Annotated in this window: 3 protein-coding genes; all 3 read right to left on the bottom strand. The window is 67.5% G+C overall.

Annotated features, from left to right (window positions below; translation table 11 throughout):
• Nucleotides 1-70: 70 nt before the first annotated feature.
• On the bottom strand, nt 71-4,306 hold the full coding sequence (gene panK, locus NA29_RS08585) for a pandorabactin non-ribosomal peptide synthetase PanK (RefSeq protein WP_052252678.1): 4,236 nt from the start codon (nt 4,304-4,306) through the stop codon (nt 71-73).
• A gap of 100 nt (nt 4,307-4,406) precedes the next feature.
• Nucleotides 4,407-12,422: a pandorabactin non-ribosomal peptide synthetase PanJ gene (panJ, locus tag NA29_RS08580; protein ID WP_052252676.1), complete on the bottom strand. Its 8,016-nt coding sequence runs from the start codon at nt 12,420-12,422 to the stop codon at nt 4,407-4,409.
• Nucleotides 12,352-25,629 carry a pandorabactin non-ribosomal peptide synthetase PanI gene (panI, locus tag NA29_RS08575; RefSeq protein ID WP_039397493.1) on the bottom strand — a complete coding sequence of 4,426 codons (13,278 nt, stop codon included), beginning with the start codon at nt 25,627-25,629 and terminating at the stop codon, nt 12,352-12,354. Before panI ends, panJ begins: the two co-directional genes overlap by 71 nt.
• Between the last annotated feature and the right edge of the window lie 21 nt (nt 25,630-25,650).

Genomic DNA, 25,650 nt, shown 5'->3' with positions numbered 1-25,650 from the left:
CGTAAGAGAAGCGAGGCCAATGAACCGGCCTCGCTTTTTTGTTTCGAGCGCAACCGCCGTCGCCGCAATGTCACGCGGCGACGCTCACCCCGGCGCTCACCCCCGCGCTGACCCCAGTAGTACTCACTTCGCTCACGTCTCGCACAGCCCGTGCGACATCTTCGATCCACGCCTTCGTGCGAGGCAGTTGCATGTGACTCGACGCGACCGTGCCCTCGTACACTGGCGCTGCGCCCATTGCGCGCGACAGTCGCTCGCGGTCGTCCGACGCACGTCGCTCGACCCACCACGCATGCACGGGCGCCCCGGACGGACGCAGACGATGAACGTCCGCCAATGCGCGTAAGTGCGCCGTCACGCGGAACATGTGCGCGAGTTCGTCGCGACCGAGCGACGCGTAATCACCCGCAGCGGCCACCGGCGCACCGCCCTGCCCGTGCATCGTCAGCGCGGCATCGACGGCAGCCGCCAGCCCCCCCTCATCCAGCGGCTTCCCGGCGTGCGGTGCGAGCGACGCGCGCAATTTCGCCGCGTCGACCTGCGGCAAAATCGTGACGAGATAGTCGAGCAGATCGCCCGTCCAGTCGCGCGACGATGCAACGGATGGCGCATCGTCTTGCTGCGCAGGCACGAACGTATCTGCCAGTCCGAGGAAGGCCACCACCTGTCCGCTGGCACGCAGACGCTCGGCCATCGCCATGGCAATCGGTCCACCGAGCGACCAGCCGAGCAAGTAATAAGGGCCGCTCGGTTGAGCCGTGCGCACCGCGTCGACATATCGCGCCGCCATTTCATCGAGCGACGTATCCGACCACGCAGGGTCGATCAGCATGCGCGACTGAATGCCGATCACCGGACGTTCGTCGGTAAGGGCCTGCGCAAGCGGACGGTAGTCGAAGACGGTGCCCACCGCCGGGTGAACGCAAAACAGCGCGGGCGCCGACGACTTGCTGGCATTCAACCGCACCAGCAGGTCGCCACCGGCCGATGGCGCAGCCTCCGAAGGGGTGAGCGCGGAGGCAAGGCGTGCCACCGTGCCGTGCTGCATCAGTTCGCGCAGGCTGACCTTGAGCGACGGCGTCCCGCGCTTGAGCCGCGCAATCACCTGCAACGCCAGAATCGAATCGCCGCCGATTTCGAAGAAGTTCGCGTCGCGGCCCACCTGCTCCGTTTTCAGTACCGCCTTCCAGACGTCCGCGATGCGCGCTTCGAGCGCACCCATCTCGCCTGACGGTGCCGACTGCGCCTTCGCTTCCCCGACGGATATGTCGGACGACATCGCCGCAAGCAACGCGCGACGGTCCACTTTGCCGTTCGCCGTGAGTGGTAGTGCGGCGAGACGCACGATCCGCGACGGCACCCAGGCCGACGGCAACGCCGAGGTGAGCGCTGCCTTCGCGTCGGCCTCGGTCAGCGCACCGGTGTAGCCGCCGAGCAATTGCGATTGCCCACGCGCGTCGCGCGCCACGAGGACGATGGCATCCTGCACACCGTCCAGCGCGCGCAACGCGTGCGCGACCTCGCCCGGCTCCACGCGGTAGCCGCGAATCTTCACCTGATCGTCGGCGCGTCCGAGATAGACGATCTCACCGTCTGCACGTCGCTTCACCCGATCGCCCGTGCGATACATCCGCGCCCCCGGACGCCACGGATCAGGCACGAAGCGCTCCGCTGTCTTGCCCGGCTCGCCGAGATAGCCGCGTGCAAGCGCGACACCCCCGATGTAAAGCTCGCCGCTCACGCCCGGCGGCACCGCGTTGAAGTCGTCGTCGAGTACGTAGGCACTCACGTTCGGCAACGGCAGGCCGACGGGCAGCAGTGCATCGTTGGATGCCGCGCGGTGAGTAAGCACGCCCACGGTCGTTTCGGTCGGTCCGTAGTGATTGAGCACACGCAGCGACGGGCGATGGGTATGCAGCAACGTCAGCAACTCGGCATCGGCCGCCTCCCCGCCCACGATCAACCAGTCGTTCGGCAGCACGTCCGGCCCTGCGGCCAGCATCAGCCCCTTCAGATGGCTGGGCACGATCTTCGTTGCCCCGATGCGGCGTGCGCGCATCCACCCGGCGAAGCGTCCCGCGTCGAAGGCATCTTCCTGCGGCATGAGATGCAACGGCCGTCCCATCGCGAGCGCGCCGAACAGCACCGTGTGCCCGAGGTCGGCCGCGACGGTCGAGACCATCGCCATACCCGCGTCCTCCGGGAAATCGTGCAGTCTGGACGTCACGCTCTGCACATAGTTGTGCAACGCGCCCCGGCTCACCACGACACCCTTCGGCTGCCCCGTGGACCCCGACGTGTAAATGACGTAAGCGGCCTGCGCCGGATGCACGCCGCGATTGACGAAGCGAGCCTCGTCCCCGGCCAGCACCTTGGCGATGGACAGTATCTGGCAGCCGTCGATCTGAGCACCGTCGATCTGAAGGACCGATGCAACATCCGGCGCGACGATCAGCGCCTTTGCGCCACTCGCCACGATCAGCTGTTCGAGGCGTGCGGACGGTTGCGTCGGGTCCAGCGGCACGTAAGCCGCCCCCAGCTTCCAAACACCGAGCATTGCGGCGACCCAACCGGCGCTGCGCGGCATCAGCAGTGCAACGCGATCCTCCGCCCCGACGCCCCGCGTCGCGAGCGCATGCGCCACGCGATTGGCATGCGCGTCGAGCGTGCGACGCGACCACGCGCCATCCTCGCCTTCGACCGCAAGGACATCCCCCTCCTGAGCAACGCGCGACGCCCACGTCTGCATCCAGTCGCGCGTTTCCCACACGCGCCGCTCACCGTCCGTCGTGACCGGCACGTCGGCGCTCAGCGCGATATCGGCGAGCCGCGCGTCCGGAGCTTGCGTCAGTTGCGTCAGCAGATGGCGAAATGCGCGCGCCAACGGCTCGACAGTCGTTGCGTCGAACAGGTCCGTTGCGTACGTCAGCGCGATCTGCAACGTGTCGCCGCGCTCCAGCGTATCGAGCGAGAGATCGAAGTGCGAGCTTTGTCCGGCGACGACCACCGGCTCGATACGAAGACCAGCCATCTCCGGCACGGCGTCGCGCGCAATCTCGTGATTGAACTTCGCCTGAAACAGCGCGTTGACGGACGCGTCGCGAGCCGGTTGTAGCGCTTCGACAAGCTTGTCGAACGGCACGTCGGCATGCGCTTGCGCTTCGATGGCCCGCGCGCGCATCGTGGCGACCAGACCGCCGAACGATGTTTTCGGATCGAGCGGCACACGCATCACCTGCGTGTTGACGAAGAAGCCGATCAGCGGCTCCGTTTCCAGCTTCGCGCGCCCGGCGACCGGCACGCCGACGCAGACGCTGCGAACACCGGTAATGCGCCCCAGCCAAACGCCATACGCCGCCAGCAACACGGTGTAGAGCGTAGTGTCGTGAGTACGCGCCAACTCACGCAGCCGTGCGGTGAGCGGTGCGTCGGCTTCCATGACATATGTCGCGCCGCGTCCGCTCGGCACGGCCGGACGCGCACGGTCCGTCGGCAACGGCAATATGGGATGGTCGTCGCCAAGCTGCGCACGCCAGTAGGCCAGTTGGCGCTCCAACTCACCGGCTTCGAGCCAGCCGCGTTGCCAGATGGCGTAATCGGCGTACTGCACCGGCAACGCAGGCAGCGGCGCGACGCGAGTCCCCGCTCCAGCAAATTGGGCGTAGCCACGCGTACACTCCTCGACCAGACGCGTCATCGACCATGCATCCGCCACGATGTGATGCAGCGTGAGCAGCAACACGTGTTCGTCGGTCGCGACACGAATCAGTCGCGCGCGCATCAACGGCGCAGCGTCCAGTGCGAAGGGACGCACCGCCTCCTCACGTGCGCACGCTTGCACGCGCGCGTCCTGATCGGCAAGGCTCGTACCGCCGCTTTGCCAGTCTTCATAGTCGATAGAGAACGGCACATCGTCATGCACACGCTGCACGGCCCCGTTCGGGCCTTCATGAAAGCTGGTGCGCAGCACCTCATGCCGGGCGACAATGGCCGAGAACGCCTGCGACAGCGCTACAACGTTCAGCGTCCCTTTCAGCCGCACAGCGGCCGGAATGTTGTACGCACCTGTGCCCGGATGCAGTTGCTCCACGACCCACAGGCGTTGCTGGGCGTATGACAGCGGCGCATTGGGCCCGTCACGCAGCCCGCCGGGAATCGGCAGACTGGCCAGATCGACGCCCTGCTCGCGGGCGCGCGACTGAAACACGCGACGCTTGTCGCCCGGCAAGGCGAGGAAGCGTCGCATCAATGCCGAGTCGTCAGCCTTGGGGACATGGGCCACGTTGGCCGAATTGGCGAGAGACATCGCGAAATCCTTCTATCGAACCACCAGAAATCGAATGGAGATGGCCTCGCGTTACGCATGAATCGGCAAGCGATCATGCGCGATGCGAGGCCGTAGCACATCAAGCCGCATCGGCCTCCAGATCGCCGAGCAGATCGTCCAGCGCGTTTCGCGTCTGCGCATCGAGCGCTGCGGGCGCTTCGGCCGCCCACACAGCGCAGAAGTCCGACAGCACCGGCGTTTCGAACAACTGACGCAACGCCACCGGACGCCCAGACGCCGCTTGCAGGCGCGCCACCATCTGCGTCGCCAGCAGCGAGTGGCCGCCCAGCGCGAAGAAGTTGTCGTGACGCCCCACGCGCTCGACGCCGAGTACCGACTGCCAGACCTGCGCGACGTCCGTCTCCACACCGGCCTCTGGCGGGACAAATCGCGCGGCAGCCGCCTGCGGCGCGGGCAATGCACGACGATCGAGCTTGCCGTTCGGTGTGAGCGGCAACGCGTCCAGACGCAACCACTGGCCCGGTAGCATGAACACCGGCACGCGCGTGGCGAGATGCTCGCGCAGGCGCTCCCAAAGTCCCTCGTCTTCGGCACTGGCGACGACGTAAGCCACCAGTTGCTCGTCGGCGCCCTCGCCTCGCACCAGCACGGTGGCATCGCTGACTTCCGCGTGCGCCAGCAACTGCGCCTCGATCTCGCCCGGCTCGATGCGAAAGCCCCGCAGCTTGACCTGCTGATCGCCGCGCCCGAGATAATCGAGCGTGCCGTCCGGCAGACGCTGCACGCGGTCGCCCGTCTGATACATACGCGCACCGGCAGGCCCCCACGGATCGGGGACGAAGCGCTCGGCGCTCAACGCCGGACGCCCAAGATAGCCGCGCGCCAACCCATCGCCACCGACGTACAGATCGCCCGGCACCCCCATCGGCACCTCGGCGAGCGACGCGTCGAGCACGCGCCAGCCGATATCCGGCAACGCCTCGCCAATCGGCGACTGACCGATGCCTGCCTCAGCCGCCTCCGGTGTCACGACGCCATAGCTCACATAGACGGTCGTCTCCGTCGGCCCGTACATGTTGATGACGCGGGTTTGCGTGCCGAAGTGCGACCACCACGGCGCGAGTCTGCGCGGTGTGAGCGCTTCGCCCGCCAGCACGATGTGGCGCAATGGGGTCTGCGAAGCGTCCGGCGGCAGCGCCGCAAGAATCTGATAGAAGGCGGACGGCGTCTGACACAGCACCGTCACCCGTTGCTGCTCGATCATCGCCCACAGCGCCTGCGGTTCGCGGCTCGTGTAATACGGCACGACGACCAGCCGCCCGCCATGAGACAGCGCACCGAAGATTTCCCACACCGACACGTCGAACGCATACGAGTGGAACATCGTCCAGACGTCGTCCGGACCGAAACCGAACCATTCCTGCGTCGATTGCAGCAGACGCATCAACTGGCGATGCGCGACCTGTACGCCCTTCGGTCTGCCCGTCGAGCCTGAGGTGTAAATCACGTACGCCAGTTGGTCGACGTGAATACGCACTTCGGGCGACGTGCTCGGCAGCGTCGCGTCGCGCGACAGCGCATCGATGCTCACGCTGTCCGTCGGCAGCCACACGGGTGCGCCGAGCGCGGCGTCCGTCACCACCACCTTGATGTCGGCGTCCTGCACGACGTAGCCGAGGCGTTCGTCCGGATACGCGGGGTCGAGCGGCACGTAGGCCGCGCCCGCCTTGAGCACGCCGAGAATGGCGACGATCAGTTCGACGCGACGCGTCAGCGCAATGCCGACACGATCCTCAGCCGTCACACCCCGACGCAGTAGCGCGTGCGCCACACGGTTTGCCTGCGCGTCGAGCTCCGCATAGGTCAGCGAGTGCTCGCCATCGGTGACGGCGATGGCTTCCGGTTGCGACGTCGCGAAGGCCGCAATCGTCCGGTCGACGGTCGTCGTGACATCGAACGTTCGGCGTGGCCCGCGCTGCGTCGGCCATACGGCGTCGGTATCGTGCAAGACGACGTCCGCAACACGTACAGCACGCGGAGCACCCGCCGTCTGCGGCGCGCACAACTGCGCCAGCAGGTCGTGCAATTGCGTCCACAAGCGCTCCACCGCACCGTCATCGAAATGCTGACGGTCATAGCTCATGCGCACATCGATGGTCTCGCCCGACGCGATGCCGATCGTGAGCGGGTAGTGCGTGGTCTCCACGTTCACGATGCCGCCGAAGCGCAGCGCCTGTGCGCCCTGCGCCCGAAGCGCGCGATCCACCGGATAGTTCTCGAAGACGATCAGCGAGTCGAACAGTGCCTGCCCCGGCCAGCCAACCCAGCGCTGAATGTCGTAGAGCGGTGTGCTCTCGGCCTCGCGTAACGCCAGGTTGTCTTCCTGCAAACGGTGCAGCCAGCCGTCGAGTTCTTCCGAAGGCGACGGGCCCTGAACCACCGGCAGCGTGTTGATGAAGAGCCCCATCATGCGTTCGGCCCCCGGCAGTTCTGCCGGACGACCGGAGACGGTCACGCCGAAGCACACGTCGCGCTTGCCCGTGTAGCGCTGGAGCAGCAGCGTCCACGCACCTTGCACCAGCGTGTTGACGGTCAGACGGCGACTGCGCGCGGCGCGCTGCCACGCCTGTGCGCTCGTCGCGTCGACCCGGAACGTGCGCTCGCCGTGGCCTTGCGTCGGGGCCGTCGTGCGCAGCACCGTCTCATGCAATTGCGTGGGCGATTCGAAGGCGGCCAGCCGCTCGCGCCAGAACGACTCGCCGTCCTGCGGCGCATGCTGCTCAAGCCACGCGATGTAGTCGCGAAAGCGCGGCGCGGTGCCCGCCAACTCGGGCGTGCCGCAGAGATACGCCTGAAGGATCTCTCCGATCAACTGTGCGCTACTCCAGCCATCGAGCAGTACGTGATGCAGCGTCCAGATCAGTTGCCACGCGTCGTCGTCCACACGCACGAGCGCCACACGCTGCAACGGCGCGACGGCAAGGTCGAAGCCCTGTGCGCGTTCTTCCAGCGCCAGTTCCGTCAGCACGCCCGCGCCCTGCTGGGCCACCCGCTCGCGCCAGTCGAGCAGCCGCAACGCTTGCGGCACCTCGCGATGCACCAGTTGCAGCGGCGGCGCGCCGTCTCGCCACACGAAGCTCGTGCGCAGGATCGCATGACGTTTGACGGCGGCCTGCCACGCCGCGGCAAAGGCGTCGGCCTGCAATCCTTCGAGACGGATCTGAAGCTGATTGATGTACGACGCGCTGTCCGGCGCAAGACGCGCATGAAACACCATCCCCTGCTGCATTGGGGAAAGTGGGTAAGCGTCTTCGAGATCGGCAGCGGGCACTGGCAACGCGGCCAGCGCGGCTTCGGTCAGGCCCGCCAGCGGGAAGTCGGCCGCGCTTGTGACCTGTGCGTCTGCGCTGGCCGTGACGAGCGCGCCCAGCGCCGCTTGCATGCGCGCGGCCACAGCGGCAATCGTGGCCTCGTGGAAGCGCTGACGCGAGAATCGCCAGTACAGACGCAGGCAGCCGTCGGCAATCGCCCCGTCGACGGACAACCAGTTGCCCAGCGGTGCACAGGCGTCGCGGGCAGCCCCTGCCGGGGCGTCGCTCGGCGCGAATCGCCCTTCGCCGAAGCCCGCGTCGACGCGGCCGAGGTAGTTGAACGTGACGCGACCCTGCGGCAACGCGGCCATCGCTTCGCGCACTTCGTCACTGCCGTGATACCGCAACGCACCGAATCCCAACCCGGCACGTGGCACAGCCCGCCACATCCGCTTGAGCGCGAACAGCGTTTCGCGCGGCGACACCGAAACGTCGACCGCCAGCGGATAGACCGATGTGAACCAGCCGAGCGTGCGGGTCAGATCGAAGGCTTCCGTGCCCGGCATGCCCTCTGTGACCTCGCGGCCGTGGCCTTCGACGCATACGGCCACACGCCCCGCCCCGCTCCACTCCCCGACAGCCTGCGCGAGTGCAGCGACGAGCAGTTCGTGGATACGTGCGCGGTCGTTCGCGGCGTCAAGCAACCGGCGGGTGGCTGACGCGTCGAGCGCCACGGTGACTTCTGCCGCATCCGCCTGACGGTCGCCCTCGGCAGGTGTGGCGTCGACGGGCAACGTGTTGTGCGCGCCCTGAAGTGCGTTCGTCCAGAAAGTCGCTTCCTGCTCAGCCTCGGACGACGTCGCCCAATCGCGCCAGTAAGTCGCCCAGGCGCCGTACGAGGTGCCGTTGTCCGCCAGTGCGACAGGCTGCCCCGCTTCGCACTGGGCGAGCGCTCGCTGCAAATCGCCCAGCAACACGCGCCACGACACACCGTCCACGACAATGTGATGGCAGACGAGTAGCAGACGCTGACGTCCCCCCGTCAGATTGACGAGCACCACGCGCAGCAACGGACCGTTTGCCAGTGACAGACCGCGCTGTGCACGCTCGGCAGCGGCTAGCGCCTGCGCTTCGTCGGCGGCGTCCACGACATCCAGTGCGACGAGCAAAGCGTCGGACGACGCGCGTTGTTGTTGCCAGCCGTCACCGCTTTGGACGTAGCGCATTTGCAGTGCTTCGTGATGCGCGGCGACCGCCTGCAACGCCTCGCGCAGTATGCCGTCATCGAGCGGACGTCCCGCGTCGCGCACGTCCACTTGCACCCACTGATTCCAATGGTCACGCTGAGGGATCGGCTCGCTGAAGAACCACGACTGGATCGGCAGCAAGGGGATCTCGCTCGCTTCGCCAGCGGCAGTCTGCGCTACGGCACCCGCAATCGTCTGCGCGGGCGTCGCCACAGCGGCCAGCGCTGCGAGCGTCTGATGGCGGAACACGTCGCGCACCGTGATGCGCCAGTTCGCCTCGCGGGCCCGGCTCACCAGTTGCAAGGCGATGATCGAGTCGCCCCCGAGCGAGAAGAAGTTGTCGCCCCGGCCGACTTGCGCCGCCCCGAGCAATTGTGTCCAGATTGCCGCGATATCCGCTTCGACTCCGGCGCGCGGCGCTTGCGCGCTCGCGCTCTGCCACACCGGCTCGGGCAAACGCTTGCGATCGAGCTTGCCGTTGACGAGCTTGGGCAGCGCGTCGAGCACCAGAATCTGCGCAGGCACGAGATACGCGGGCAGACGCGCGGCGAGCGCTTGTCGCAACTGTTCGCCAAAGCCCGTCGCGTCGACACCGCCCGGTGGCGTCGCGCTCACGTGCGCCACGAGTTGCACCCCTGCCGGTCCCTGCGCCGTGCCGACGACGGCTTCGCGCACGCCCGCCTCCGCCAGCAATTGCGCCTCGACCTCGCCCGGTTCGATGCGAAAACCGCGCACCTTGAGTTGCTGATCGCGGCGGCCAAGGTACTCCAGCGTGCCGTCGTCCAGCCAGCGGACACGGTCGCCGGTGCGATACATCCGCGTGCCGGGTCTGCCCCACGGGTCCGGTACGAACCGCTCGGCGCTCTGGCCGGGACGCGCCAGATACCCGCGCGCCACGCCTTCACCGCCGAGATACAGCTCACCCGACACGCCGACCGGCACCGGCTGAAGACGCTTGTCCAGCACATACGCCCGACGCTCGCCGACGAGCGAGCCGATAGGCGCGTACGGCGTCGGGCTCTGCATGCCCGCGTGGACCGTCCAGTTCACGGGCGTAACGACCGTCTCCGTCGGCCCGTAACCGTTGAGCAGCCGCGCCGGTTGCAGCGTGCGCATGACGAGCGCCAGCGTGTCGCGAGACAGCGCCTCGCCGCCGCACGAGTAGATGAGTCCCGGCGGCACGGCGTCCGGATGCGCTTCCACCCATTGCGCCACGTGACGCAATAGCGCCGTCGGTAGCCCGGCGTTGGTCACGCGACGGCGCACGATCTGCTCGCAGATCTCCTCCGGCGTCCATTGACCCGGGCCGCGCAGCACCACGCACGCGCCCTGCGACAGCAGCGTCAGCCAGCGCTCATGCGCGCCGTCGAACGAGAGCGACGCCACATGCAGTTCGCGGAAGTCCGGCGTCATGCCGAACAGCCTGGCGATGGCGCGGCAATGCATCGCGATCGGTCCGTGCGAGACGGCGACGCCCTTCGGCTGCCCCGTCGAGCCGGACGTGAAGATCACATAGGCCAGTTGCGCGGGATGCAGTTCAGGCAACACGGCGGTCGTAGCAACCGAGTCGGCCTCGGCAATGTCCAGCGCTGCCACGCCCGACGGCACGCGTGCGAGCCCTTGCTCGTCGGTGATCACCAGCGCAATTCCCGCATCGGCGCATAACTCGGCGACGCGCTCGACAGGATGCTCAACGTCCAGCGGAACATAGGCCCCGCCTGCGCGCAGCACCGCAACCATTGCAACGAACACGTTCGTCGAGCGTGGCAACCACACCCCGACGCGCGTCTCCGGCGTCAGTCCATTCGTGAGCAAGCGCGCCGCGAGCACGTCCGCGCGACGCAGCAGTTCGCCGTAGGTCAGCGCATCGTCATCGCATTCGACAGCGACCGCGTCCGGGCGACGTGCCGCGTGGTCCGCAATCATGTCCGGCAGCAGGCGCGTGTCGTTCGCTATGACGCCAGCATCGTCCGCAGGACTGCCCCAGCGGCGGATGGCGGCCAGCTCGTCTGTATCGGCAAGCGGCAGGTCTTGCAAGGGCGTTGCCGAGCGCGCGAGGAGCGCGGTGAGCAATGTCTGCCAGTGCGCGCAGATACGCTGCGCCGTTTTCGACGAGATGACGTCGCAGGCGTAGCCCAGCCCGCCGCCAAGTGTGCCGTCCGGCGACTCCACGATGCCCAGATCGAGATCGAACTTTGCCTGCGAGGTCTCGCCGTCGAGCACCGTCGCGGTGACGCCCGGCAACTGCAACGCCGACGCCGCATGACGCCGCTGATGGTTCACCATCACCTGAAACAACGGGCTATGGCTAAGACTGCGCGCGGGTGCAAGGCGCTCGACGACCTGTTCGAACGGCACGTCCGCGTGACGCTGTGCATCGAGCAGCGTGTCGCGCACGTGCGCGAGCAAGACGTCGAAACCCGCCGACAGATCGACGCGCGCACGCACGACCACGGTGTTGACGAAACACCCGACCACACGCTCCAGCGCGGTGCGGCTGCGATGACTCACCGGCACACCGACACGCACGTCGACAGTCGTGGCATCCGCGTCTTCGTCGCTCTCATCCGCCGCGTAGCGGGCCAGCAGCGCTTGAAACGACGCCAGCAAGACAGCGAAGGGCGTGGTGCGGGCGTCGCGCGCCAGGGCGCGAACGCACTCCGCCAGAGGGGCTGGCAGCGTGAACGCAACGCGTCCGCCTTGGGCATCGCGCTGCGCCGGGCGATGACGGTCGAGCGGTAACGCCAGCAAGTCGTCGGCATCGGCAAGCTGCGTCGCCCAGTAGTCCAGTTGCCCGGCCAGCGCTTCGCCGCCCAGCCGCAATCGTTGCCAGATGGCGTAGTCGGCGTAGGTGGGGCCGGTCGTCTGCGTCGCGGGCGACTGTCCGTTGCGCACGACGGCGTAGTCTCGGGCGATCTCGCCGATAAGCACGTCGAGCGAGCCACCGTCGGAGATCAGGTGATGCATTGTCAGCACCAGCACATGACGAGAAGGCGCCACGCGCAGCAATGTCGTGCGCACGAGCGGGCCCAGCGCCAGGTCGAAGGCGCGGCGACTGACGTCCGCCACCGCGTCGCGAACGTCGGTCTCGGTAGCCCCTGCGGCCAGCGACACGATGTCCAGCGGCACATCGACGCGCGCATGCACGTGCTGCATAAGCTTGCCGTGCGCCACGTCGAACGTCGTACGCAGCGCTGCGTGACGTGCCACGGCAGCGGCGAAGGCTTGCGCCAGCGCGGCGGTATTCAGATCGCCATCGAGCTGCACCGCGCCGGTGATGTGATACGTATCGTGGCGCTCGTCCAGTTGCAACAGCGTCCACATGCGCTGCTGCGCGAACGAGGCCGCGACGCGCTCGACGTCCTCCCCCGGTGCCCGGGACACCCAGCCGTCGAGCGGCAAGTGCTCGCGCACGTCGACGCCCTTGCGTTCGAGCAACGCGATCATCGCCTGCCGTTGCGCCGGGGCCAGACGGGCGAGCGTCGTTTGAATGTCGTCTTTCGTATCAGCCATGCTTAGATTGCCCATGAATTGCGCCATGAGTTGCGTCCGGCCCGAGCAGCGCTTGCAGCGCATCGGGAGAAAGGGATTCCATTTCGCGCAGGGCGGCTTGCAAGTCGTCGTCGGCGAGCGCCGGGCTGGCGGGTGACGCGCCGGTCATCGCGTCGAGGGCTTGCGCCAACGCCGTCAATCGGCTCGCTTCGAAGAGGGTGCGCAGCGGTACGTCGAGCGACAATGCATCGCGCAGCCGTGACGCCACTTGCGTTGCCAGCAGCGAGTGACCGCCAAGCGCGAAGAAGTCGTCGTGACGCCCCACGCGCGGCACGCCCAGCACTTCCTGCCAGATCGAAGCGATGCGCGCTTCGTTGCCGTCGCGCGGTGCCTCGAACTGCGCCGCACCAGCGGCTTCAGGCACCGGCAACGCGCGCCGGTCGAGCTTGCCGTTCGGGGTCAGCGGCAAGGCGTCCAGACGTAGCCACTGGCCCGGCACCATGTAAGCGGGCAACGCACCGCCCAGATGGGCGCGCAGACGCGACCACAACGCTGCGGTATCGACGTCGGCGATACGCTCCGGCGACAACACCACGTACGCCACCAGTTGCTCGCCCGCGCCGTCGTCCCGCACGAGGACGGCGGCGTCCGTCACGTCTTCGTGACGCAGCAGTTGCGACTCGATTTCGCCCAGCTCGATGCGGAAGCCTCGCAGCTTGACCTGTGCATCGCCCCGGCCGAGGTAGTCGAGGGTGCCGTCCGCCAGTCGACGCGCACGGTCGCCGCTGCGATACATGCGCTCGCCCGGTGCGCCCTTCGGGTCCGGCACGAAGCGCTCGGCCGTGAGGCCCGCCTGCCCCAGATACCCACGCGCCAGTCCGTCGCCGCACACGTACAGATCGCCTGCGACGCCCGGCGGCACTTCGTTCAGACCTGCGTCCAGTACGCGCCAGTCGAGGTCGGCAATCGGCTCACCGATGGGTGAACCCGCCGTGTCGCCCCGATGCAGCACGTGCTGACTGACGTGCACCGTCGTCTCGGTGATGCCGTACATATTGGTCAGACGCGTCGCTTCACCAAACCGCTGCCACCACGCAGCGAGTCGCGCGGGCGTGAGCGCTTCGCCGCCGAAGACGATGTGGCGCAGCGTCGTCGACATAGCGTCCGACGGCATTGCTCCAAGCCATTGATAGAACGCCGAGGGTGTCTGGTTGAGCACCGTCACGCCTTCGCTGGCGACGAGTTTCCACATCGCCGCCGGATCGCGCGTCGTGTCCTGCGACACGACCACGAGCCGCGCACCATGCGCGAGCGCACCGAAGATTTCCCAGACCGAGAAATCGAAGGCGTACGAATGGAACATCGTCCAGACGTCGTTCGCATCGAAGGCGAAGTCCTGCGATGTCCCCGTGAGCAACCGCATCAGGTTGCGATGCGTCAGTTGCGCGCCCTTCGGACGCCCCGTCGAGCCGGACGTGTAGATCACGTAAGCCAGTTGATCGACGTGAACGTCGCGCATCGGGGCGTGCTCCGGCAGCGAGGCGTCGGCGAGCATCGATTCGAAGGTTATTGCCTCACCCGGCAACCACGACGCCCCGGCCAGCGACGCCTGCGTGATCGCATGCGTCACCCCGGCGTCTTCCACCATGAAGCTCAGGCGCTCAGCCGGATACGCCGGATCGAGCGGCACGTACGCCGCGCCCGCCTTGAGAATGCCCAGCATCGCAACGATCAGGTCCGTGCTGCGCGACATGGCCAGCCCGACACGCGCCTCGGGCGCGACGCCCGCGCGAATGAGTGCATGGGCAACGCGGTTTGCCCGGGTGACGAGTTCGCTGTATGAGACGCGAGTGTTGGCGTCGCACACGGCAATCGCGTCACGCCGAACTGCGGCCTGCGCGTCGATCACGGCATGTACCGGCAGCGGCACGGCAACGCTCACCCGCGTACGGCCTTTATCGTTGCGCTGGCCCGCTGCGTCGCCCGTCGTCATCGCAAGCCGCGCGACAGGTGTCGTGGCCTGTGTCATGGCGACATCCAGCAGCGCCAGCCATTGCTCGCCGAGGCGGCGCACCGTCGGTGCGTCGAACACGTCGCAGGCGTACGTCAGCCAGCCGCGCAGTGCGCCCGCTTCGTCCTCTTCCGTGTCGAGCGCGAGGTCGACCTGCGCATGATGTGCACGCCGCTCGATAGCCTGCATCGTCACACCGGCCAGATCGCTCAGCGGTGCGAAAGCGCGCTTCTGGTGATTGATGGACACCTGGAACAACGGATGCCGTGACACGCTGCGCACCGGTGCGAGGTGTTCCACCAACCGTTCGAACGGGACGTCGGCATGCTGCTGCGCCCCCAGCAGTTGGTCTCGCACCTGCGTGACGAGCGTGGCAAACGTCGTCGGCGATTCGATTTGCGAGCGCAGCACCTGCGTGTTGACGAAGAATCCCACCACCGCTTCGACGGCCTCGTGCGCGCGTCCGGCCACGGGCATCCCCGTACGCACGTCGCCCTCGCCGGTGACGCGATGCAGCAGCAGATGGAAAGCCGCGGCCATCACCATGAAACGGGTCACGCCGTGCTCGCGCGCGAAACGGTCGAGTCGCGCGGGCAACCCTGGCGGCATCGTGAGGTCGACGCTGGCCCCTGCGCCATCGCGAACGACGGGGCGCGCGCGGTCGAACGGCAAGGCCAGCTCCGGGTGCGTCGTGCCAAGCTGCTGACACCAGTAGGCAAGCTGTGCGGCTTGCGCGGGACCGGCCAGTTGTTCGCGCTGCCACACGGCGTAATCGCCGTAGCGCAGCAGTGAAGCCCACGCGTCGCGCACCGGCTGCCTACCGCCCGCATGCGAACGATAGGCACGCGCCAGATCGGCGACCAGCAGGTTCATCGACCAGCCGTCCGAGATCAGGTGATGCATGACCAGCATCAGCACGTGCGACTGGTCGTCCAGTTGCATGAGATGGACGCGCCAGAGCGGCCCGTTGGCCAGATCGAACTGCGCGAGCGTCAGCGCCTCGAGACGCGCTTGCACAAGCGCGCTGGTAGCGTCGCCGGACATCCCGGGGGCGACGGCGTCGCGTGTGAACGCGACCGGCAGCGCGGCATGTACGCGTTGCTCGGGGGCGCCGCCCTCGGTGGCATTCACCGCGACGGTCGTGCGCAACACGTCGTGCCAGTCCGACAACGTCTGCAAAGCGCGCTCAAGCGCGTCGGCTTGCAACGCCCCATCCAGTCGCAACGCACCGGCTATGTGATAGGCCCCGGCGCGCGGCGCCATCTGCGTCTCCAGCCACACACGCATCTGCGACGACGACAGCGGGAACGTACTGCGATTGTCGTCGCCACGTGTCGGCCCGCTGACGGCCGACGGCGTTTGCGCAGACGTCGCTTCGGCAGGCGCCGCCAACGTCGCCAGTTGTGCCACTGTCGGATGCGATGCGAGATGCTGTGGCCCGACCTTGATGCCACGCTTACGCAGTCGCGCAATCACCTGCAACGCCAGAATCGAGTCGCCGCCGATGTCGAAGAACGCTTCGTGGCGGCCGACCTGCTCGCGTTTGAGGACCTGACACCAGATGGCCGCGATGTCGGCTTCCGCGCCGACATGTGGCAATTCCACCGACGCCACTTCCGCGCTTTCCTTCGCGGCATCGACGCGCTCGGTCAACGCCAGCAAAGCGCGACGATCCACCTTCCCATTCGCGGTCAGTGGCAGCTTGTCGACACTGTCGAATCGTGCCGGAATCCAGGCGGACGGCAGCGCCTGCGTCAACGCAGTGCGAACGACGTCGAGCCCCGCCTCGCCCGTAAAGACACCGTGCAACCATGCGCCACCCGGCCCGTCGTGACGGGCAACGACCACGGCATCGATCACGCCGGGCACGCAACGCATTGCCTGCGCCACCTCCGCCGGTTCCACGCGATAGCCGCGGATCTTGACCTGATCGTCCATGCGGCCGAGGTAGACGATGGCACCGTCGGTGCGCTGCACCGCACGATCACCGGTGCGATACAGACGTGCGCCTGCGCACCACGGGTCCGGCACGAAACGCTCGGCCGTTTGCGCAGGCGCGCCGAGATACCCCCGGGCCAAACCCGCGCCGCCCAGATAAAGCTCACCGGCCACCCCCGACGGCAAAGGGTTCAGGTCAGCATCGAGGACATGCGCATGCAGGTTCGCCAGCGGACGCCCGACAGGCACAGGCACCTCTGCAATGTCACCGACAGCATGCGTCAGTGCCCCGACAGTCGTCTCCGTCGGTCCGTAATGGTTGAGGACAGCGAGTCCCGGACGCGCCCCACGGATTTGTGCGACGAACGACGGATCCAACGATTCGCCGCCTGTCACCAGCACCGCGCGCGGCAATACCGCCGCGCCCGCCGCGTCGAACAGGCCGTTCAAGTGACCCGGCACGATCTTGAGCACATCGATCGGACGCGCGGCACACCAGTCGGCGAAGCGCTGCGCATCGAACGCGCATGCGTGTGGCACGAGATACAGCGCACGGCCGAGCGCCAATGCGCCGAACAACGTCGTGTGACCAAGATCGGCAGCGACGGTCGAAGCCATCGCGAATCCGCCCGTCTCACCTGCCGTATCGAGACCGCGCTCACGAAGGCGCGCTGCCACCGCCTGCACGTAGTTATGGAGCGCGCCACGGCTGACGACGACGCCCTTCGGCTCGCCCGTCGACCCCGAGGTGTAGATGACGTAAGCCGCCTGCGCCGGATGCACGCGCACCGGTGACGGCGCTTTCGTGTCGACGCTGGCGTGCGCAATGTCGCGCCAGCGAATCAGCGAGGGGTGCGTTATCGCAGGTGTCCGATCGTCGACGATTACCGCTTTGGCACCACTGGCGCGCACCAGCTTTTGCAGACGCACCGCCGGTTGCTCAGGGTCGAGCGGCACGTAGGCTGCCCCGGCCTTCCACGCACCCAGAATCGCGCCAACCAGCGCTGCGCTGCGCGGCACACAGATGGCGACACGATCCTCCGGACCGATCCCCTGCGCCTGCAACGTTGCCGCCAGGCGATTCGCGAGCGCGTCGAGTTCGTCTCGCCGATAGCTCGCGTCCTCGCCTTCGGCGGCCAGCGCCGCGCCGTCACGGGCGACATGCGCGTGCCAGTCGTTAAGCAAGTCGTGCGAGGACCAGACGACGTTCTCGGCCGTCTGTGGCACTGCGTTCGTCAGTCCAATCTGCCCCAACGGCGTGGTCGACGTGCCAAGACTGTCCGCCACCGCGCCGAGCAACGCCACGAAGTGCTCGCCGAGGGCTTGCACGGCAGCGGCGTCGAAGCGCTCACGTGCGAACGCCAGCACGAGACGCAAGCCGTCGTGCTGCTCGACGATCAGCGACAGCGGATAGTTGTTGCGCGCCTGCGTGCCGCGCTCCAGCAGTGACAGCCGCAGGCCGTCGTCGCGCTGGGCAAGCAACGCAGCATCGAGCGGATAGTTTTCGAAGACGACGATGCTCTCGAACAGAGCACCGTCCGCGCTTTGGCCGTCGCGTTGCGCCTCGCGCGTGATGGCGGACAGCGCCACATGCTCATGCTCACGCGACTGCGCCGTTTGCGTCTGAAGTTCGCGCAGCCAGTCGGCAACCGGACGACGCGCGTCGAGCGTCGCCCGCACCGGCAGCGTGTTGATGAACAGACCCGCCATGCGTTCGATGCCCGGCACGGCCGCAGAGCGGCCCGATGCCGTCACGCCGAACACCACGTCGCGCAATCCGGCATGCCGCGCCAGCAGCAGCGCCCATGCGCCCTGACACAGCGTGCCTGGCGTCACGCCAACGCGACGGGCTGCGTCGCACCACGTCTGCCATTGCGAAGGGGCGAGCGTCCATGCGGTTTCGCCATGTCCACTCGTCTCATCGGTCCTACGTGCCTGACGTGCCTGACGTGCGGCGGGAAGCGGCGTCGGCGCGCCCACGCCGTCCAGCAAATGCCGCCAATGCGCGAGCGATGCGCGGGCGTCCAATTCACGTTGCCACACGGCAAACTCGGCAAACGAGGGCGCCACCTGCACCTCGCCATCCGTCGACACCCCGCCCTTCGCCAGCGAGGCATAGCGCGACATCACGTCGCTCAGAATCAGGCCGGTGCTCCATCCGTCGAGCGTCACGTGATGACTGCTCCACAGCAGCCACCAGCGCGACTCGCCGACACGAATCAACGCCAGACGCGGACGATTCGCTTGCGCGAACGAGAATCCGGCGGCGCGCTCGGCCGCGAAACGAGCGTCCAGACGCGCGTGTTGTTCCGTCTCGCTCAACGCGCACCAGTCTTCCTGCGGCAGCAGATTGATTGCCGTAGCCACTGTCTCGGGTCCGTGCACAAGCAGCAGCGGCAGTTCGCCGACGTCGCTCACATAGGCCGTGCGCAACGCCGCATGACGCATGACCGCCTCCCGCCATGCCTGTGCGAACGCGCTCGTATCGAGTGCGCCGTCGATCACGAAGCCCTTCTGATAGAAGTACGGATCGGCGGTGCCCTGCTGCTGCGAGTAGAACAGCAGGCCTTGTTGCATCGATGTTGCGGGCACGACGGCCTCGATCTGTTGCATCGACGCGGGCAATGTCGCGAGTTGTTCACGCGTGAGGCCCGCGTACGGGAAATCTTCGGCGACGACCGGTTCGTGACCGGGCAGCGTCTCGGCCAGCACACGCAGCGTCGCACCGATCTCGTCGACGAGCGTCTGAACGCCGTCGCTTGTGAAGCGCGCGCGGTCGTAGCGGCAGACGAGCCGCAGCGTGTCGTCGCGCTGCCAGACGTCGAGCGTCAGCCAGTTGGGCGGCGCAACGTCGGGCTCATGCGACAGGCCCCCGTCGACGATGCCGTCCGTGTCGGTACGTCCGAGGAAGTTGACCGTGACGTGTCCTGCGGGCAGCGCGTCGAGCGTCTGACGGGCTTGCGGCGTGCCAAGGTAACGCAGCGCGGCATAGCTCGCGCCGTCGTGCGGCACGCATCGCCAGGCTTCGCGCGCGGCGGCCAGTGTTTCTTCGGGGGTGCTACCTACCAGAATGGCGAGCGGCCACGCCGCCGTGAACCAGCCGAGCGTGCGCGACAGGTCGCCCTGCTCCTGGCCGCCACCTTGGCCGCCACGTCCATGACCTTCGACGTGGACGACATAACGCTGCGCCCCTGCACGCTGGCCCAGCGTGTGGGCGACGGCGGCACTCAGCGCTTCGTGCATTCGAACACGACGCAGTTGCGTGAGCGGCACGGCGACGTCTGCGGGCCACGTGTGTTCGATCTCGCCCGTGCCCACCGCCCCCACCGTCGCGTTCGTTGGCCTGGCAACGTCCACCGACTCCACGGCCCCGGCCAGCGCCCGCTGCCAGACCTCCAGCGCGGCCGATGCGGCGTCGCTTTGCGTCCAGTCATGCCAGCGCTGCGCCCATGCGCGCATCGATTCGCCGACGACGGGCAATGTCCGCACCGCCCGCTCCCCATGCGTATTCCCGAGCGCCGTTTGCAAATCGTCCAGCAGGATGCGCCACGACACGCCGTCGATCACCAGATGGTGCGCGACGAGGAAACAGCGCAACTCGCCTGCTTCCGTGCGCACCAGCAGTGCGCGCAACAGCGGGCCGTCGGCCAGCGACAGACTTCGCTGGGCCTGAGCGAGGGCATCGGCCAGTTGCGCGTCGTCGCACATCGCCGCGTGCCAGAGCAGATCGTCGGCGGCATGCGGCGCGACGTAGCGCGCCTGCCATTGGCCGTCATGCTCGGTGAACCGCAGCCGGAGCGCATCGTGATGCTTCACGACGGTGGCCAGCGCTTCACGAAGGGCCGTCATGTCCGTACCCACGGGCAACGTCGCTTCGACCCACTGGTTCCAATGATCGCGGCACGCGATAGGCTGACGGAAGAACCACGCCTGCACGGGCGTGAGCGGCACCTCACCTTCGAGCGGTTCGGGCACGCGCGCCGCGCCGTCCCCTTCACCGACGGCCCTCGCTTGTGCCGCGAGACGCACGAGCGTCTGGTGACGGAAGACGTCTTGCGCGCCGAATTGCCAACCCGCCTGACGTGCGCGTCCGACCATCTGCAACGCGACGATGGAATCGCCGCCTAGCGCGAAGAAGTTGTCGTCGCGGCTCACCGACGGCACGCGCAGCAGATCCTGCCAGACGACCGCCAGCGCAAACTCCGCCTCGCCCTGCGGTGCCTGTCCGCCAGCACTGCCCCATACGGGCGCAGGCAGCGCCGCCCGGTCGCGTTTGCCGTTGGGGAGTTTCGGCAGCGAATCCAGCACGATCACGAGCGACGGCACCAGATAGTCCGGCAGACGACGCGACAGCGCCACGCGCAGCGCTTCACCACCGAGTCCCTTGCCTGCGACGTAGGCGACGAGCTGATCGCCCGCAGGCCCCGCCGCGACGACCGCCAGCGCGTCGTCGACGCCCGGTTCGCGCAGCAATTGCGTCTCGACTTCGCCCGGCTCGATGCGGAAGCCGCGCACCTTCACTTGCTGGTCGAAACGGCCGAGGTAGACGAGCGTGCCGTCGGCCAGTCGCCGCACCCGGTCGCCCGTGCGATACATCCGCGCGCCCGGCTCACCGCGCGGGTCCGGCACGAAGCGCTCGGCCGTCAGCGCTGCGCGTGCGAAATACCCACGTGCCACGCCCTCGCCACCGAGGTACAGTTCGCCCACCGCGCCGAGCGGCACTTCGCCGAGCCACGGATCGAGCACCCACGCGCGGCGGCGTCCCACCGGCTCGCCGATCGGCGCATACGCCTGACCCGCGATTTGTGCAGCCGGTTGCGCATCCAGCACCCCGTCGATGGACCAGGCGACCGGTGTCATCACGGTCTCCGTCGGACCATAACCGTTGATCGTCTGCGCCGGACGGAACATCGCCTGCGCCGCGCGCAGCGCGGGCAACGCCATTGCTTCACCACCGAACGACAGCAAACGCAATGCCGGTGCCCCGGTCGCCCCGCTCGTGGCAAGACGGCACAGATAGGCCGTCGGGAACCCGGCATTCGTCACGCCGTGACGACGCATCGCGTCGACCATCGTCTGCGGCGCCCAGTGACGTTCGTCCGCAATAAACAACGACGCGCCGCAGATCATCGGCGCCATCCATCGTTCGTGCGCGCCGTCGAAGTTGATCGAGAGCACGTGTAGTTCGCAGACCTCGGGCGTGAGACGGTATTGCGCGCCGGTCGCCACACAGTGCATGGCGAGCGGACCGTGCGCCACCGCCACGCCTTTCGGGGTACCGGTCGAACCGGAGGTGTAAATCAGATAAGCCAGTTGATCGGGATGCAGCGAGCCCCCTGGTGGATGGTCGGGCAGCGTGGCATCCGCCATGAGATCGGCTACCACAGCGCGACGCACGGGGAGCCAGAGCGCGTCGGCCAGCGAGGCTTCAGTGAGCGCCAGCGAAATACCCGCGTCATCGATGATCTGCGCCAGCCGCTCGGCCGGATAGGACGGATCGAGCGGCACGAAGGCGCACCCGGCCTTCATGATGCCGAGCAGTCCCGCGATCATGCCGGTCTGACGCGACATCGCCAGTCCGATGCGCGCTTCCGGCGCAACGCCCTGCGCCAGCAGCCAATGCGCAATGCGGTTCGCCGCGCGCACGAGTTCGGCGTACGTGAGGGTGCCAGCCTCATCCCGCAACGCGATGGCGGACGGTTGTTGCTGCGCCTGCACGTCGATTAGCGAGGGGACACTTTGAAACGGCAACGCGTCTTCGGCGTGCGCAATGCGATGCCCGCCCTCCAACGCGCTTTCAAACGCAACGTCGAGCGACGCCAGCGGCTGTGTCGGGAGCGCGAGCAGCGTCGCCAGTCCCGCACACCAGTCCGCACCAAGGCGCTCGATGGTCGGCGTGTCGAACAGATCCGTCGGGAAAGTGAGGCGGGCGCGCAGCGTCACGCCGTCGAGCGGATCAGCGCCCTTGCCCGCCGTCGCCTCATGAAGCTCGTCGATATCGAGCGCAAGGTCGTACTGAGCGCCGCCGGTCAGCGGCTGTGCGACCACGCTCAGGCCTGCGGGCCAGCCCGTCGCGGCGCGCGACGCGGCAGCGTTCGCCACATGATGGTTCAACATCACCTGAAACAGCGGCGATTGTCCGAGGCTGCGCTGTGGCGCGACGCGCTCCACCACCCGCTCGAACGGGGCTTCGCGGTGCGCCTGCGCTGCCAGCGCCCCATCGCGCACCTGCGTCACCAACCCATCGAAGTCGGCTGCCGGGTCGATCTGTGCGCGCCACACCTGCGTGTTGACGAGACAGCCGAGCATGCGTTCCAGCCCTGACACGTCGCGCTGCGCAATCGGCACGCCCACGCGGATATCCGTCTCGCCCGCGTACCGATGCAGCAGCCATTGGAACGATGCGGCCAGCACGATGAACGGCGTCGCTTTACGTTGCGCGGCGAAGGTCAGTACGTCACGCGTGAGCCCCGCCGGAAATTCGAACGCGAGCGTTTGCCCTGCGCCGCTGCGCAACGCGCCACGCGTGCGGTCGACCGGCAATGCGAGCACCGGCGACGGCTCCGGCAGACGCGCCTGCCACCAGTCGAGCTGACGGCCAAGCGCCTCGCCGTTGACGCAGGCATGCTGCCAATGGGCGTGATCGCCGGGCTGGACTGGCACCGGAGCCAGCACCGGTGTCTTGCCATCGGAGAAACCGCTGTAGGCCCGTGCCAGTTCGTCGACCAGCAAGGTCATCGACCACGCGTCCGTCAACAGATGATGCAGGACGAAGACGATTCGGTGCGCCTCGACCGATAGGCGGATCGACGCAACGCGCCACGGCGCGCACGTGTCCAGGGCAAACGGCTGTGCGAGTAACGCATCGGTCAGACGAGTCGCTGCGGCGTCAGGGTTCGCGTCCCCCGACACATCGTGGCTCACGAGCGGCACGTCGGCCTTCGCATGCACGATCTGGACGGCGACGCCATCGCGCTCGTCGAACGTCGTGCGCAAGGCGTCGTGTCTTGCAGTGATCACTTCGAGCGCGCGAGAGAACGCGTTCGCGTCGAAGCGTCCCTTCACGAGCAGCTGCCCACCGACGTGATACGCCGCGCTGTTCGCCGGATCGAGACGATGGACGAACCACAGCCGGGACTGCGCAAACGATTGACGGAAAACGCGGGCGTCCGGCGTTTGCGCGAGCGGTGTCGCGGGCAGGATCTCGGGCACGGCGTCAATGGCTTGTGCGCTCGAGGAAGGCGTGAATTTCGCCAGTTCGCGCACCCACTCGCCTAGCCGCGCGTGTTCGTACAGCGATGCTGGCGTCGCGTTCACGCCGAGACGCTCACGCACGCGCGCCAGCACCTGCATGGCGAGCAACGAACTGCCGCCGCACAGGAAGAAATGATCGTCGGCACGGACCTGCTCGCGCCCCAGCACCTCACGCCAGATTTGCGCGACGGCCTCAAACGTGGCGTCCTGCTTCGGCGCATCAGGCTTGTCGCTCGACGACGCTCTGGCATCGTCGTCCCCGAGAATCGCACCGTTCTGCCAGGTCGCCCACGCATCGAGCGAGCCGTCTCGCCAGCCCTTCGCACAGGCACTGCGCTGCAACTTGCCACTCGACGTTTTGGGCAACGCGCCCGGATTGAGCAGCACGACCACCGACGCGGCTTGCTGGCAAACGTCGGAGACCGCTACGGCGATCACTTCGGCGAGCGTCTGCGGCGGCACCATCTTCTGCACGCTGCGACCAACTTCCGCTGCGATGCCGATGCCAGGTTCGCCATCGATGTCGACGGCAAACGCCGTCACGCGGCCCTTGCGCACGAGTTCGACATCCGCCTCGACCGCCTTTTCCAGATCCTGCGGATACAGGTTATGGCCGCGCACGATGATGACATCCTTGCAGCGGCCCGTGATGTACACCTGATCGTCGTGCACAAAGCCGAGGTCGCCCGTGCGCAGCCAGCGCTTGCCGTCCGCCTGCACGAACGTCCGCGCACTCGCCTCCTCGTTACGCCAATAGCCCTGCGCTACGCTCGGCCCGCTCACCCAGATCTCGCCCACGCCGCCCGCCGCAACCGCCGACGGCGTGACGTCAGGCGAATCGTTCCACGTCATCAGACGCACTTCGTGATCGAGCGGCGTTGTGCCGCATCCGACCAGCATTGCACTGTCGTCACTATGATCGCCCGAGGCTTCCGCCCGTTGCTGCGCGAGTGCGCTGCGGTCGAAGTCGGTCGCCGTCATGCCGTCGCCACGCTGTCCGCCGGTGACGAAAAGTGTCGCCTCGGCCAGTCCATAGCAGGGATAAACCGCCTTCGGATCGAAGCCCGCAGGCGCGAACGCTTCACAGAAATCGACCAGCGTGTCGTGTCGCACCGGTTCCGAGCCGGAGAATGCCAGCCGCCACCCACGCAGGTTCAGCGAACCGATGGTGGCCGCGTCGATGCGCTGCGCGCACAAGCGATACGCGAAATCAGGGCCGCCGCTGACGGTGCCGCCGAATTTGTCGATGGCGCGCAGCCAGCGCACCGGCCGCTCCAGAAAGAACTGCGGCGACATGAGCACCAGACGCGCCCCACGATAAATCGGCGAAAGCAAGCCGCCGATCAGCCCCATGTCGTGATACAGCGGCAACCAGCTCACCATGGTGTCGTCGCGCGTCATGCCCAGCCCGGCAACGATGGCGGCTTCGTTAGCCATCAGATTCGCATGGCTGACCATCACGCCCTTGGGCGTGGACGTCGAGCCCGACGTGTATTGCAGGAACGCCAGATCGCCCGGGGCGACGGTCGTCTCCTGCCACTCGGTCGCGAGCGCGTCGTCAATCTCATCGATCACCACGATCTCGACACCGCGCAGCTCGGGCACGGCGTCACCAAACGCGAGCATGGCGTCGCGATGCTGACGGTCGGTCAACACGAAGCGTGCACGCGCGTCGTGCAGGATCGAGCGCACGCGCGCCAGATGCTGCGGACGCGCCGACTCCGGCGGAAACGCCGGCACGGCAATGGCCCCCGCGTATAGGCAGCCGAAGAAGCCCGCGACGTAATCCAATCCCGTCGGCATAAGCAGCAATCCGCGCTCGCCGTAGGCCCCCTCTTTCCCCTTGGCGAGACGTTGCAGCGCGGCAGCCACCGCGCGGGCGCGCGTATCGAGCGCGGCACAGGTCAGCGCCCGAGCGTCGCCCTCGTCGCTGGACACGGCGCATAGCGCCTCGCGATCCGGCTCAAGCCGGGCACGCGCGCGCAGAAGATCGACAATGTGTTCGATAGGAGCGCCGGGCGCTCCCTGAGAGGGCGCCGTCGACGAGACAGGGCCGAAGGGGACGGGCAAGCGGAGAGCGTCGTTCATGACGGTAGCGACTCACGAAGC

Origin of the sequence: Pandoraea sputorum, assembly GCF_000814845.2 — a bacterium.
GTDB classification, from domain to species: Bacteria; Pseudomonadota; Gammaproteobacteria; order Burkholderiales; family Burkholderiaceae; genus Pandoraea; species Pandoraea sputorum.
This window is presented reverse-complemented; position numbering and strand designations above follow the sequence as displayed.